The organism is Clostridium uliginosum, from assembly GCF_900112485.1.
Classification (GTDB): Bacteria; Bacillota; Clostridia; order Clostridiales; family Clostridiaceae; genus Clostridium; species Clostridium uliginosum.
In genome coordinates this window covers 190,342-205,690 of sequence record NZ_FOMG01000003.1, presented here as the reverse complement: position 1 = coordinate 205,690, position 15,349 = coordinate 190,342, and the positions used below count along the sequence as shown (strand labels likewise).

13 protein-coding genes and 1 riboswitch are annotated in these 15,349 nt (G+C 28.5%); all 13 genes read right to left on the bottom strand.

What is annotated here, in order from left to right; translation table 11 throughout:
- Positions 1-261 precede the first annotated feature (261 nt).
- Positions 262-1,716 (bottom strand): IMP dehydrogenase, encoded by a 1,455-nt coding sequence (gene guaB / locus BM027_RS03690; RefSeq protein WP_090088879.1) that lies wholly within the window; start codon positions 1,714-1,716, stop codon positions 262-264.
- Between the two features lie 141 nt (positions 1,717-1,857).
- Positions 1,858-1,955: riboswitch (purine riboswitch) on the bottom strand.
- Positions 1,956-2,044: 89 nt separating this feature from the next.
- Entirely contained in the window at positions 2,045-2,539 is a 495-nt protein-coding gene (locus tag BM027_RS03685; RefSeq protein ID WP_341465518.1) for a type II secretion system protein, read from the bottom strand.
- Between the two features lie 538 nt (positions 2,540-3,077).
- Complete coding sequence (gene groL / locus BM027_RS03680; protein WP_090088878.1) at positions 3,078-4,700, bottom strand: chaperonin GroEL; 1,623 nt, start codon at positions 4,698-4,700, stop codon at positions 3,078-3,080.
- Positions 4,701-4,713: 13 nt separating this feature from the next.
- Positions 4,714-4,998 carry a co-chaperone GroES gene (groES, locus tag BM027_RS03675; protein ID WP_090088876.1) on the bottom strand — a complete coding sequence of 95 codons (285 nt, stop codon included), beginning with the start codon at positions 4,996-4,998 and terminating at the stop codon, positions 4,714-4,716.
- A gap of 520 nt (positions 4,999-5,518) precedes the next feature.
- Positions 5,519-6,559 carry an ABC transporter substrate-binding protein gene (locus BM027_RS03670; RefSeq protein WP_090088874.1) on the bottom strand — a complete coding sequence of 347 codons (1,041 nt, stop codon included), beginning with the start codon at positions 6,557-6,559 and terminating at the stop codon, positions 5,519-5,521.
- Between the two features lie 23 nt (positions 6,560-6,582).
- Complete coding sequence (locus BM027_RS03665) at positions 6,583-7,422, bottom strand: DUF3919 family protein (protein ID WP_090088872.1); 840 nt, start codon at positions 7,420-7,422, stop codon at positions 6,583-6,585.
- Positions 7,423-7,495: 73 nt separating this feature from the next.
- Positions 7,496-8,902, bottom strand: a complete 1,407-nt coding sequence (locus BM027_RS03660; protein ID WP_090088870.1) for a sensor histidine kinase — start codon at positions 8,900-8,902, stop codon at positions 7,496-7,498.
- Positions 8,903-8,906: 4 nt separating this feature from the next.
- Positions 8,907-9,602 carry a response regulator transcription factor gene (locus tag BM027_RS03655; RefSeq protein ID WP_090088869.1) on the bottom strand — a complete coding sequence of 232 codons (696 nt, stop codon included), beginning with the start codon at positions 9,600-9,602 and terminating at the stop codon, positions 8,907-8,909.
- A gap of 195 nt (positions 9,603-9,797) precedes the next feature.
- Complete coding sequence (locus BM027_RS03650) at positions 9,798-11,282, bottom strand: 4Fe-4S dicluster domain-containing protein (protein WP_090088867.1); 1,485 nt, start codon at positions 11,280-11,282, stop codon at positions 9,798-9,800.
- Between the two features lie 219 nt (positions 11,283-11,501).
- On the bottom strand, positions 11,502-12,428 hold the full coding sequence (locus BM027_RS03645; RefSeq protein ID WP_090088865.1) for a DNA-3-methyladenine glycosylase family protein: 927 nt from the start codon (positions 12,426-12,428) through the stop codon (positions 11,502-11,504).
- A 1-nt stretch (position 12,429) separates the two neighbouring features.
- Complete coding sequence (locus BM027_RS03640) at positions 12,430-12,837, bottom strand: C-GCAxxG-C-C family (seleno)protein (protein ID WP_090088864.1); 408 nt, start codon at positions 12,835-12,837, stop codon at positions 12,430-12,432.
- 210 nt (positions 12,838-13,047) lie between these two features.
- Positions 13,048-14,214 carry an NADPH-dependent butanol dehydrogenase gene (locus tag BM027_RS03635; RefSeq protein WP_090088862.1) on the bottom strand — a complete coding sequence of 389 codons (1,167 nt, stop codon included), beginning with the start codon at positions 14,212-14,214 and terminating at the stop codon, positions 13,048-13,050.
- Positions 14,215-14,481: 267 nt separating this feature from the next.
- Entirely contained in the window at positions 14,482-15,330 is an 849-nt protein-coding gene (locus BM027_RS03630) for a 3-hydroxybutyryl-CoA dehydrogenase (RefSeq protein ID WP_090088860.1), read from the bottom strand.
- Positions 15,331-15,349 lie beyond the last annotated feature (19 nt).

Sequence of the window (15,349 nt, the reverse complement as noted above, 5' to 3'; positions counted from 1 at the left end):
CTCCTAAAATTGTTCTTATAATGCATATTCAAATAAATAACAAGTCAGTATACGTTGCATCTTTGACTTGTTATTTTCTTTGCATATGCCTAATTTCTATTATCAACTAAATAAAGCTTTTTATCAATAAATTAAGGGTAATTTCTGTTGTAAAATTTATAATAATAACATAATAAAAAATTTTAGTTAATACTTATTTATGTCTTATTTATGTTTTACTGAAACTTACCCTTAAATTTTAAATGCTAAATTTTGAAATTATTATTGTCCTACACTATAATTTGGAGCTTCTTTAGTTATGTTTATATCATGTGGATGACTTTCTCTAAATCCAGATGCAGTTTGAACAACAAATTTAGCTGTTTCATATAATGTATCTAAATCTTTTGATCCTAAATAGCCCATTCCAGACTTAATACCACCTAATAGTTGGAATATAGTATCTGAAACATATCCTTTATATGCTACTCTTCCTTCAACACCTTCTGGTACTAACTTTTTATTTCCTTCTTGGAAATATCTATCTTTAGAACCGCATGCCATAGCTGCTAAAGAACCCATTCCTCTATATACTTTATAACTTCTTCCTTGATATATTTCCATTTCCCCTGGTGCTTCTTCACAGCCTGCAAACAATGATCCCATCATTGCAACTGATGCCCCTGCTGCTAATGCTTTTACTACATCTCCTGAGTACTTAAGTCCACCATCAGCAATTATTGGAACTCCATGCTTTCTTCCAACTTCTGCACAATCCATAACAGCTGTTAATTGTGGTACTCCAACTCCAGCAACTACTCTTGTAGTACAAATTGAACCTGGTCCAATACCAACTTTAACGCAATCTGCGCCAGCTTTAATTAAATCTTCTGTTGCCTCTGCTGTAGCAACATTTCCTGCTATTACTTGAAGCTCTGGATATGTTGTTTTTATTTTTGAAACAGCCTCTAAGACTCCTCTTGAATGTCCATGAGCTGTATCAACAGTAACAACATCGACATTAGCCTTAACTAATGCACTAACTCTTTCCATCATATCTCCTGTAACTCCAACAGTAGCTCCGCATAACAATCTTCCTCTTTCATCTTTTGCTGCGTTAGGAAATTGTTTAGCTTTTTCAATATCTTTAATTGTTATTAATCCCTTTAAGTTACCTTCTCCATCGATTAATGGTAATTTTTCTATTTTATGCTTCTTTAATATTTCTTTTGCTTGTTCAATTGAAGTATTTTCTGGCGCTGTAATTAAATTTTCTTTTGTCATAACATCTGATATTTTCTTTTGAAAATCAGTTTCAAAAGTTATATCTCTATTTGTAAGTATTCCAACTAATTTACCATTTTCAGTAATAGGAACTCCTGATATTCTATATTGAGCCATTAACTCCTCTGCATCTTGCAATATATGATCTTTAGATAAGAATATTGGGTCTGTAATTACTCCATTTTCTTGTCTTTTAACTTTATCAACTTCTTTAGCTTGTTGTTCAATTGTCATATTTTTATGAATAGTTCCAATTCCACCTTCTCTTGCAACTGCAATAGCCATCTTAGATTCAGTTACTGTATCCATAGCAGCACTCATTAAAGGTATGTTTAATGATATTTTCTTAGTTAATTTTGTTTTTACACTTACCTCTCTAGGTAATATTTCTGATTTGTTTGGTACTAATAATACATCATCAAATGTATATGCTGTTTTAATTATTTTAGCCATATTAATTCCCCCTTGAATTATTTCTTTCATTTTATAATTTGTTTTGATTTATTTCTTGCATTTTTCATGCTAATTTTATGTATAAAAAAAACACATTACCCTTCCAAGTGAAGTTAATATATCAATATAATTAATCTTATATCTTATACTAAATTCACTCATAGTCGGAAATTTAAGGTTTCCGGTAGATACTCCCTGCCATATTCAGAGGATATATGAGTTTTTAATGTGCTCTATCTTTGAATTAAAACTATTATAATGTATGTAATACTTAAAGTCAATAAATTTGAAATTAAAGTTGCAAAAAATGAAATTATGAATACTTTTATTATTGACTACTTTCTTGCTTCGTTTCTATATTTCCAATATTTACTTTTTCTGTACTTGCAGTCTTTAACTTTTCTATACTTCCAACCTTTAATTTTTCTGTATCTTTCTCAATATCAAACTCAGCTCCATTTAAAATATCATAACAATCTTGAACTGTAGTATTATCATTTAAATTAACTAAATTAACGCCAACTAAATATTTTGATATGCCTTTTGTATCTTTAGCAACCATAATAGTTGTAGTGTTAACTAAATTAGAGTTTTGCTTTACATTATAAGATTCAACTGCCATAATAACCTTTCTGCACTGGTCTATAACTTTAGTTTTTTTAGCTTCTTTTACATATCCAGTTACTCTAGGAATTATAGCTGTTGCTAAAATAGCTATAATTGCCATTACCGCTATTAACTCTATCAATGTGAATCCCTTCTTTTTATTTCTATTATTAATAGAAACTTTTTTATACTTATTTAATACTTTTTTATTACTCAATATAACACCTACAAACTTTTATATTTTAGACGCTGTTTTAAAACCGTGTTGATATTATTCTATATTGTAAAATGGGCTAAGAAATTGAATATAGGAAACTCGACTCATATTCATTCGCTGAGTAAGCTCGAGCAAAAAAATATAACAATATCAACACTATTCTAAAACATAGTCCTATTTTATTACTATTTAAATTATTGCTATTTAAATTTTTTATATACATTTTATGAAACTATTTTTTAAGATTTAAACCTATTTATTATATTGATATAATAAAAATAAATATATACTATTTAATTATCTTTTACTTTTCATACAAAAAGCTAAAATAGAAGACCGCCAATATTGGCGGTCTTCATTGTAGCTTTTTGTTTAGGTGCATTCAAAAAATAACAAGTCAGTATGCTAGTCTATTTCGTGTCATACTTCATCGGTAATATTAGTCCATAGACTACTATGAACTAATATTACCTCCTTGTCTGACACGAAATATACATCGCATCTTTGACTTGTTATTTTCTTTTATGTGTCTTAGTTTTTAATACATTCCATCCATTCCCATTCCTGGTGCTGGCATTGGAGATTCCTTTTGAGGAATATCAACAACTGCTGCTTCTGTTGTTAAGAATGTTGATGATACTGATGCTGCATTTTGTAAAGCTGATCTTGTAACCTTAGTTGGATCAACAATACCTGTTTTTATCATATTAACATATTGGCCATGTAAAGCATCATATCCTATTCCAACTTCACTATTTTTAACTTTTTCTATTATTACTGAACCTTCAGCTCCAGCATTAGTTGCTATTTGTCTTACAGGTTCTTCTAAAGCTTTTACTATTATATTTATACCAAGTTGTGTATCTTCAACGTCTGAAGTTAATTTTGCAACTTCATTAATTGCATTAATATAAGCTGTTCCGCCCCCTGGTACTATTCCTTCTTCAACAGCAGCCTTAGTTGCAGCTAAAGCATCTTCTATTCTAAGCTTTCTTTCTTTTAATTCTGTTTCTGTTGCAGCTCCAACCTTGATTACTGCAACTCCACCAGCAAGTTTAGCTAATCTTTCTTGTAACTTTTCTTTATCGAACTCTGAAGTTGTTTCATCTAATTGAGTTTTTATTTGATTAACTCTATCTTTTATATCTGAAGAGTTACCTTTTCCATTAACTATAACAGTGTTTTCTTTAGTTACCTTAACACTATCTGCTTGACCTAGCATATCAAGTGTAACTTCTTTTAAATCTCTTCCTAGTTCTTCTGCTATAACAACTCCACCTGTTAATACAGCAATATCTTGTAACATTTCTTTTCTTCTATCTCCAAACCCTGGTGCTTTTACAGCTACACAAGTAAATGTTCCTCTTAATTTGTTAACAACTAATGTTGCCATTGCTTCCCCTTCAATGTCTTCAGCAATAATTAATAACTTCTTACCGGCTTGAACTATTTGTTCAAGTATTGGTAATATTTCTTGAATATTTGTAATTTTCTTATCAGTTATTAAAATATAAGGATTATCTAAAAGTGCTTCCATCTTTTCTGTATCTGTAGACATGTAAGGTGATACATATCCTCTATCAAATTGCATTCCTTCAACTACATCTAATTCTGTTCCCATAGATTTTGATTCTTCTATTGTAATAACGCCCTCATTACCTACTTTTTCCATAGCATCTGCAATTAACTTACCAATTTCTTCATCAGAAGCTGAAATAGCAGCAACTCTAGCTATATCTTCTTTTCCTTCTACTGGTTTAGATATCTTTTTAATTTCTTCAACAGCTTTATCTACTGCCATTTTAATACCATTTCTAATCAACATAGGATTAGCTCCAGCAGTAACATTTTTTAATCCTTCTCTTATTATAGCTTGAGCCAACAAAGTCGCTGTTGTAGTACCATCTCCAGCTACATCATTAGTCTTTGTAGCAACTTCTTTAACTAATTGAGCTCCCATATTTTCATATGGATCTTCTAATTCTATTTCTCTTGCAATTGAAACACCATCATTTGTAATTAATGGTGAGCCAAATTTTTTATCTAAAACAACGTTTCTTCCTTTAGGTCCTAATGTAACCTTAACTGTATCTGCTAGTTTATCTACACCAACTTGCATAGATCTTCTTGAATCTTCTCCGAATTTTAACATTTTAGCCATTTATAACACCCTCCTATTCAACTATCGCTAATATATCTTCTTGTTTTAATATAGTATACTCTTCTCCATCTACCTTTACCTCAGTACCAGCATATCTAGAATATAAAACTTTATCTCCTATTTTAACTTCCATTTCTATTCTAGTTCCATCGACAATAGATCCTGGTCCTACTGCTACAACCTCAGCTTCTTGTGGTACTTCTTTTGCACTTCCAGTTAAAACTATTCCGCTTTTAGTTTTTTCTTCTGCTTCTAACTTTTTAATTACAACTCTTTCTCCAAGTGGTTTGATTTTCATAAAAAAATCCCTCCTATATATTAATTTATTTATTTTTATTTTATGTATTAGCACTCATCTTCATTGAGTGCTAATACAATTATTATAATATCCTTTATGCCCATATAATTCAAATATTTTTTCTAATATTATATTGCTTTATTACTTTAATATTACTGATTATATCTATTTATCTCTTCAATGCTTATTTTTTCTTTATTTTTCATTTTTTATTTATTGAATAATTATGTTGCTTAAACATTATTATATATATGTTCTAATTAATCTAGTTCACATTTTTATGTCTTACTATTTAAGATATAACATATTTTTTTAATTTAGATGAACTTTTTTTGTAAACCTTGTATAATTATTTAACACCTAAGGAAGCTTCAAAAAATAATTAGTCAATATGATTGTCTATTTTGCGTCATCTTTAACTAGTTATTTATTTTCAGCTCCCTAAATTATCATAAAAATTTAATACAATATCATATATTAATTATTTTTTACTATAATTGATAATTATATTCCATATCGCTTACATTATTTCCTTCAAATCTTCTAACAATTCTTTTTTATCCTTAGCCGCTTTATCAAAATAATATTCATTACTTATTTTATATGAATCAAAGTCCTTTTTTATATCAGGATTATTAACACCGTTTATTGTAGAAACTGCCATTGAAAAATCCTTTAATGCATTTCCTGCCTCTTTAGTTGTACAATAATTTATAAACGCTTTTGCGGCTTTATCATTTGCACCATTTTTTATTTTGGCTACAGGACATATAGTCCATCCAGTACTTTGAGGAACAATAGATTCTATTTTAAATCCCGAATTTTTTACTATTAACTGTTGATTTGTAAAATTAACAGTTAATAAATACTCTCCTACCCCTACCTTTTTAGCTGGAGTAAATCCACTATCAGTAAACTGTCCCACATTACTCTTCAGCTTTTTAAAAAAGTCTAAAGCCTTTTCCTTACCCATAGTTTGTACTAAATATGATAAAAAAGTATATCCAGTACCTGAAGTTCTAGGATCAGGAAGAACGATTTCACCCTTAAATCTAGGATTAACTAAGTCTTCTATGGTAGTTGGTTTCTTAACATCTTTAAATTCTTTATTCCATCTTTCTTCATTTATACCTATTGAAAGAGCTTCAACATATAATCCTATCCAATATCCTTCACTATCTCTATATTCCATAGGAATTCTATCACAATCTTTAAGTGTATATTTGTCTAAACAGTTATTCATTTTTAATGATTCAACAGCATCTGCTGTTCCTCCTAAAAATATATCAGCTTTTTCAAGATTTCCTTCTTTAATAATTTTTTCTGCGCCCTCTTCTGTTGGAAACCTTAAGAATGAATAGTTGCACCCTGTTTTCTCCTTAAAGCCTTCCAGTAAAACTTTAGCCTCATCTTCATTAAAAGCAACATAAACAACTAAATTTTCATCTTTAAGGTTTGGTAACTGTTTATCAGAATCACATAAACTATTTGAACACCCAACAAAAACAAAAACTATAAGTAAAATACCTATTCCTAATTTACTAATTTTCCTTTTGAACATACTAATTCCCTCCATATGTAAGTCTATTGATTAAACAGGTTATTACACAAATCATTTAAATTACCTTGCATATAAAAAGAATTTACTATTTCATCTCCATAATCTCTAATTACTACATAATCGTTTTCATAAATATCAATACTAATTATATCATAACTATTTTTTTCATATTCTGATGAATTATCAGGAGTTGTAACTAAATCTTCTCTATATATTCTAATATGATAATTTAAATTTCCCTTATCAGATATAGCTTTTTCTAATTTTTTATTATCAGTTATTTTTTGTAATTCCATAACTTTATTTTTAATTAAAGTCTTATCATTGCTTCCACATTTTTTAGTATTGTTGTCTATATCTACAATTGTTATCTTATTTTTATCATTTATAAGTTCTGATAGTACTGATGGAGTACAAAAAATATTATTAATATAATTTCTCAGTCTATTTGTATACGCTGAGCTATCATCTCCACCGTAGTAAATATCATTTATTCTCAGGTTATTATTTAAATATAATGTACCCTTTTTACCATCTAGGTAATAAATCGTACCAGTAATTTCATTAGAGGAATTTTCTATTTTTGAATTATAAAAATTTTTGCTTCTTGGCATAGAATCAACAATACTCCAAAATTCTTTTAATATATTACTAGAACTTATAGTAACTTTCCCCCTCCTTTTACTATAAAAGTCTATCTTCACAGGAATTGAATTAGATGAATATTGTAATACTTGCTCTTTATCCTCTATGACAACCAATTTGTTGTACATGGTTTTATTTAAATAAACCCCCATGATTCCTATTAGTATAAATAATATAATGCATATATTTATGATCTTTTTATACTTAAAATTTGTCATAGGTGCAATTCACCATCCCTTTATTATGTAAATAAATTATTTTTAAAATATAACATTTAGTTTTTATATTTATTTAAGTATTTTTAAATGTTAATATAACTTTTGTTCCATTTAAACTTTCTATTTCTATATTTCCACATTGTCTTTCCATAATTTCTTTACAAATAGATAATCCAAGCCCACTACCACCATACTTTTTTTGCAAACTTTTATGAGCTGTATAAAAATTCTTAAATATATTTTTCAAATCTTCTTTTGGAATGCCTTGTCCATTATCAGAAATATATATCTTTACATCATCTTTATTAAAATTCATACTTATAGTTATTTCGCTACACTCACTATACTTAATTGCATTATCTAATATATTAAGTAGTACTTGTTCAGTTTTTTCCTTATCCATATTAATATTTTTAGAAACCAAATTCACTTGAACTTCTATTCCAAATTTCTTCATTCTAGGATATAAAGTCATTACAGAATTTTCAACTATAGATTTAATATCTACATTTTCTTTTTTTATTTCTAACTCATTTTTATTAAGTCTTGATAATTCTAATAATTGTTCTACAAGTTTCAATAGTCTATTGCTACTTTTTGTTATATATGTAACGCATTGTTCTGTATCCTTCTTATTTTCTACTCTTAAAAGCAAATCAGAATATCCAAGAATAGCAGCTAACGGTGTTTTAAATTCGTGAGTAACATTATCTAAAAATCTCTTTTGATTTTTCTTTTCTTCTTTTAGTTTATCAATCATATTTTCTATATTATTAGACATTATATTAAATGATTTAGCTAAATCCTCTATTTCATCTCCACTATTTATATCAATCTTCTTTGAAAAATCGCCATAAGAAACCGTCCTTGCAATATCCTTTAAACTAACTACAGGTCTTACTATTCTATTTGAAAATGTGTTACTCATAATAGTAGAAAATAAAATTGAAATTATAGCAAAAAAAGTCATACTTACAATAGTATTCATTATAATATCGTTTTCTTTATCTAGCTTATAAACATATCTTATACATCCAATAGTGCTATCATTATAATAGATAGGGTTTGAAAATAGTATATATGAATCACTTTCAACCTTTTTTATTATGTATGATTTAGTTCCCTTTAATGACATAAGTACATCTTCATCTCTTTTTATATCCGGATAATTTTCAGAATCTCCTATTAGTGAAGCATTATTGTATAATTGTACTCTTACTTTACAGTTATTAGCTAAGTAGGTAGCAATAAAAGGACTCATTTCGTTTAAAACCTTTTCTACATGAATATCATCTTCATTTTGTAAATAATTCATAACAAAAGCTTGGCTACTATAGCTTTCTTTTTTAAGCATATCTATAGAATTATTAATAATTCTACTATATAAATTATATATTGTTACTACATATATTCCCACTATAGCTATTACTAAAACAGTAATGTTCATGAGTAATATCTTTCTTTTGATTCCAAATTTCATAATATTATACCTCGAATCTATATCCTACTCCATATATAGTTTTAATTGAATCTTCATGTAATAATAACTTATTTCTAATTCTTTTAATATGAATATCCACAGCTCTTGTATTTCCAGAAAAATCATATCCCCATATTTTATCTAAAAGCTCTTCCCTTGTAAAAACTTTATATGAATTTTCTACCATTAAAAGTATTATCTCAAATTCTATATGAGTGAAAATGATTTCACATGAATCAACAAAGACTCGCCTTTCTGGTATTATTATTTTTATGAAGTCCTTTTCTATAACATCACTATTTTTTTTATTTTTTTCCATATCACTTATAATCTTAGCTTTATTTATTCTTCTTGATATAACCCTTATTCTTAAGATTAATTCTCTACTATCAAAAGGTTTTGTTATATAATCATCTGCCCCCAGTTGAAGCCCTAATAATTTATTATTTAATTGATCTTTTGCACTAAGAATAATAATTGGGATTTCACTATTCAATCTTTGGATTTCATGTATAACTTCAAAACCATCTTTATCTGGAAGCATTAAATCTAATACAACTAAATCAGGTGATTCATTTTTAAATAAATTTATAGCATCAACTCCACACTCAGCAGTTATTACTTCATAATTTTCAAACATAAGATTGATTTTTACTAAATTTAATATGCTCTCTTCATCATCTACTACTAAAATTTTCATATTCAATCTCCTCTTTAGATTTAACTCTAATGTAATAATACACTTTTTTATAGATCAAAGTGTAAAAGCATTAATATTTTTATATTTATTTTTCCATATGCTAATTAATTATTATTGTATCTATTCTTTTATAAAATAAAGAGGTCGTAAAACCGACCTCTTTATTTTCTTGCATGTTCCTAAGTATATTTAAACTTATCTTTCTAAATTTATATCTTCATATTCCTTTATTTTTTCATTTGATAAAACTGTCTTCATTGTTGATTGTTGATTAATTTTTGTAAATGGTGCCTTAGCCTTAATTGCTGGTGCAATTTTAGCAGCTCCATTAATACATCCACCTTCACACATCATACCTTCAATAAAGTTTCCTTGTAACTTTCCTATTTTAGCCATAGTCATAGTTTTCTTTATCTCAGCCCCACCAGAAACTTTAATAGGTTTAAAGTCTGCTTCAATGCCTTTATCTTTAACATAATTTTCTATAGCACCAGTTAATCCACCACCAGCACCAAATCCTCTAGCAAATATTGAAGCTTGATCAACAACTATATCATCACAATCATTAGGGTCTATACCAAATCCCTCAAATAAAGCTAATAATTCTTCAAAAGTTAATACATAATCAACCGCATCCTTTATTGATTCTCTTAATGCTTCTGTCTTTTTAGCAGTACATGGTCCTACAAATATTACTTTTGCATCTTTATCATTAGCTTTTATATATCGTGCTGTTGCAACCATTGGTGAAACAGTTCCTGATATCCTTACTGCTTGATCTGGCACTATTTTTTCGATGTAACTTAGAAATCCTGGACAACATGAATTTGTCATGTATGGATCACCATTCTCCATTCTTTCTACAAATTCATTACTTTCATGTACGGTAACAGCATCAGCTCCACAAGCTGCTTCAATCATGTCAGTAAATCCTATTGCTTTAATTGCATTCTTAACTTGTCCATAAGTTGTCTTCATTCCAAATTGTCCAGTTATTGCTGGTGCAACTACTGCATATACCTTTTGTTCGCTAGTTATTTGCTTTACAACTTTAACCAATGAGCTCTTATCTTCTATAGCTCCAAACGGACATGCTGCCATACAAGCTCCACAATTAACACATTTATCTTCCTTTATCATAGCTCTTTTATCTTCATTTATATCCAATGCACCTGTTGGACAAGACTTTTTACAAGGTCTCATATCTTCTGCTATAGCATCATAAGGACATGCCTTTTTACACATTCCACATTCTTTGCATTTGTCTGGATCAATATGTGCTTTACCATTAACATAAGTAATAGCGCCAAAATTACACACACTTTGACATTTATGAGCTATACAATTTCTACATGCATCAGTAACTTCAAACTTCTTTGTTGGACACATGTCACAGGCATTCTTTATAACATACAATATTTGTTTTTCTTCTTCTATATCAATTAATTCATCTGCATTTTCGCCATTTGGGAAAAATCCTGCAGCTAATTTTGATCTTTCTAATAATATATTTCTTTCGCGCACAACACTATCTCTATATGTAGGTTCTTCTCCCTTAATCATATCATATGGTATTTTTTGTAGTTCCTCTTTGGTTACTTTATCTTCTTTCGCTAATTTAACAATGTTAGTTAATACATCATGTTTTAATTTTACAAGTTGATTTTCAAATTTGAACATCTCTTTACACTCTCCCACCAAATTTATTGTTTTATACTTGTCATGATGAAATAATTATATCATATTAATAATATAATTATAGTAATAATGATATTGTTCTAATTTTCTGAATTTAATTTAAACAAATACAACTTAATAAACTGTGAGTTGAACTTTTAAAATTAAATCTATTATACTTATTGTTATTAGTCATTAATTATTCATAAGATATATTATAATTTATACTTTTATATTATTTTCTCTTGCATAATAAAATAAATATTGTTGCGCAAAACCAGATAAATCTCCAAACTTATTTCTTCCAAAAATCCTAATCTTATTTAATGATCCCTCTTCTGCTCCATAAAAATGTATCATAGCGCGTTTTACCCATACATCTACCGGAAACGCTGAAGATTTCCCCATAGAAAACAACATTATACAATCAGCTACTTTTGCACCAACTCCTTTAAACTCTTGAAGAGCTATGTGACATTCATCATCATTTAAACTTTTGATATAATTTAAGTCATATTTCATAAAAGATTTTTCCTCATTGTTATCTAAACATTGTATTTCTTTTGTTGCACTATATAAATTTTGAATCGTATCTATTATGTATTTACTTCTAAATGAAGCTCCTGTTTCTTGGATTTCTTCTAAAGTAGCATCTTTTATTTGATCTATTGTTGGGAATGCATAATAAGTATTTCCTTTAAAATCAATTTTATTTCCCCATTTAGTTGATATTTTATTTACAGTCTTTTTTATTGATGGAATATTATTTCTTGCTGAAATAATAAAACTAATCAGTATTTCAAATGGATCTTGATTTAAAACTCTAACCCCATATCCAAATTCAATACTTTGTCTAAGTAAATTATCTTTTGATAATTCTTTCTTTACAGCTGAATAATCTCTTTTTAAATCAAAATAATTTAACCAAATATTATTAAAATCTTCTTCAGAAGTATTATAAATTATTATATTGTTTCCATCAGCTTTTAGTTCTATTAATTTTCCAAAGGCAATAACAATAAAGTTATCTTCTGCTATTTCTTCAAATCTAAAAATTTGACCACATTCAAATATTTGTTTTAGCTTAAAATTCTTAACTTCTTTAATAACTATATAATTTTCAAAAACTTCGATTTTATTATAATCCATACTACCATCCTTTTCCTTTTTGAATAATTTTCTCTAACACTTCTGATGCTGTTTCTACCATTACTATACAACCATCTTCAGACTTTCTATATTGTTTCCTTAATTCAATGCAATTATTACTACCAAGTCTTTCTTTAAATATTTTTATGAATTCTCTAGTCATATCTCTAACAGCTGGAGTCTTATGTCCACTTACTTCTGTAAACATAATTCCAATCACTGCTATTGACCCAGATATTACTCCACATACATCTCCAACTGCCATCCCACCGCCAAAGGCTGCCATTGTTTTCAACGTTTCATGTGATAGTTTTAAATCATATTCTTCATTGGCCGCATAAATTAAACATTCAGCACAATTTAAATCATATTCATCATTCCAATATTTTTTCACCATTTCTTTTAACATCTTGACACCCACTTTACTAAAAATAATTCTTTCTTAATATATTATATCACTTTGTTTATTAGTCCATAACTTATTAAGCATGACATAATTAAAATAAATACTTTATACCATATATAAAATTATGACATGAACAAATATGATATAAAAAAGGTTCCAGTAATAACTTACTGAAACCTTTTAGACCTATTAAAAAAAATAATTTATATTAAATTAAAAATCGATTTCTCTTCCATAATATGCGCATTCAAATATTTTCTTCATCTCATCCTTATTTAATTGTCTTGGATTAGATCCAGTACAAGCATCTTGAAGTGCTCTTTCTGAAATTAAGTCAACCTTTGAATTAAATTCTTTTTCATCAATACCATATTCTTTTAATGTACCTGGTATTGACATTTTCTTATTTAATTCTTTAACTAAGTTTATTAATGATTCAACTAATTCATCATTATTACTTCCAGCTAAGCCAAGTTGTTTTGCTATTTTTGCATATCTATCTGCACATGTTTTCTTGTTAAACTTTATTACATGTGGTAAATATATAGCATTTGCACATCCATGAGGAATATGGAATACTGCTCCTGTTTTATGAGCCATACTATGACTTATTCCTAACAATGCATTAGAGAACGCCATTCCTGCTAAACATTGAGCATAATGCATTTGTTCTCTTGCATCAATATCTCCTTCATATGACTTAATTAGAAATTCATTAATCATTTCAATAGCTTGTACAGCTAAAGGATCACTAAATGGTGAATGTAATGTTGCTACATAAGCTTCAATCGCGTGAGTTAACGCATCCATTCCTGTATGGGCTGTTAACTTTGCTGGCATTGTTTCAGCTAACTCTGAATCTACTATAGCCACATCTGGAGTTATATTAAAATCTGCTAAAGGATACTTTATTTCAGTCTTATAATCTGTAATTACAGAAAAAGCTGTTACCTCTGTTGCTGTTCCACTTGTTGATGGAATTGCTAGAAATTTAGCTTTACTTCTTAATTCTGGTATTGTAAATGGATCCTTGATATCATCAAAAGTTTTTTCAGGATGCTCATAGAATACCCACATTGCTTTTGCTGCATCTATCGGAGATCCACCACCCATAGCTATAATCCAATCAGGTTTAAAATCTTTCATTACTTCAGCACCTTTAAATACTGTTTCAACTGACGGATCTGGTTCTATTCCTTCGATTAATTTTACTTCTATACCAGCTTCCTTTAAATATGACAGAGCTTTATCAACAAATCTAAATCTCTTCATTGAACCGCCACCAAGTACTAATACTGCTCTTTCACCTTTAATGTTTTTTAATTGTTCCATTGATCCTTTTCCATAATAGATATCTCTTGGCAATGTAAATCTCATCATAATTTTAATAACCCTCCTAAAATATTTTTTTGTAACACATATGTTTTAATAAACTTTGTTCATTAAAATAGTAATTGTTTATAACTACTGTAATTCTTTACAATTGTTGTAATTCAAAATATATAATACTATTAATAACATTTATATTACTACATATACTATTTCTACAAGCATATTGGTAATACCTTTCTTTTTTTAGAAAAACTCTAAAAATGTTAAAAACTCCCAAAAGCAAATTGCTTTTGGGAGTTTTTATTTCACCTACAATTATCTTGAATAATCGTAGAATCCTTTTCCTGATTTTCTTCCTAACCATCCAGCTCTTACATACTTTCTTAATAAGCTGTGAGCTCTGTACTTAGTATCTCCTGTTTCATTATATAAAACATCCATGATAGCTAAGCAAACGTCTAATCCAATAAGATCTCCTAATGCTAAAGGTCCCATTGGGTGATTAGCGCCATATTTCATAGCTGTATCTATATCTTCAACTGAAGCGATTCCTTCTGCATATATTCCGATAGCTTCATTAATCATTGGGATAAGAATTCTGTTTACTACGAATCCTGGAGCTTCTGCAACTTCTACAGGGTTCTTTTCAATAGCAACTGATAATTCTTTAACTTTATCAAAAGTTTCTTGTGATGTAGCCATTCCTCTGATAACTTCAACTAACTTCATTACTGGAGCTGGGTTAAAGAAATGCATTCCTATAACCTTATCTGCTCTCTTTGTAGCTGAAGCAACTTCTGTTATTGATAATGAAGAAGTATTTGATGCTAATATAGTTGATTCTTTACAGATACCATCTAATTCAGCAAATATTTCTCTCTTAATTTTCATGTTTTCAATAGCAGCTTCCACTACTAAATCACAGTCAGCAGCTAACTTCATATCAGTTGTTCCTGATATTCTTGAAAGAATTTCTTCTTTAACTTCTTCAGTCATCTTTCCTTTAGCAACTTGCTTAGTTAAACCTTTGTTGATTCCAGCTATTCCTCTTTCAACAAATTCATCTTTTATATCTCTTACAATTACTTCATAACCATGTTGTGCGAACGCTTGAACTATTCCAGCACCCATTGTTCCAGCACCAAGTACAAAAATCTTTTTCATCAATTATTCCCCCTTAAAT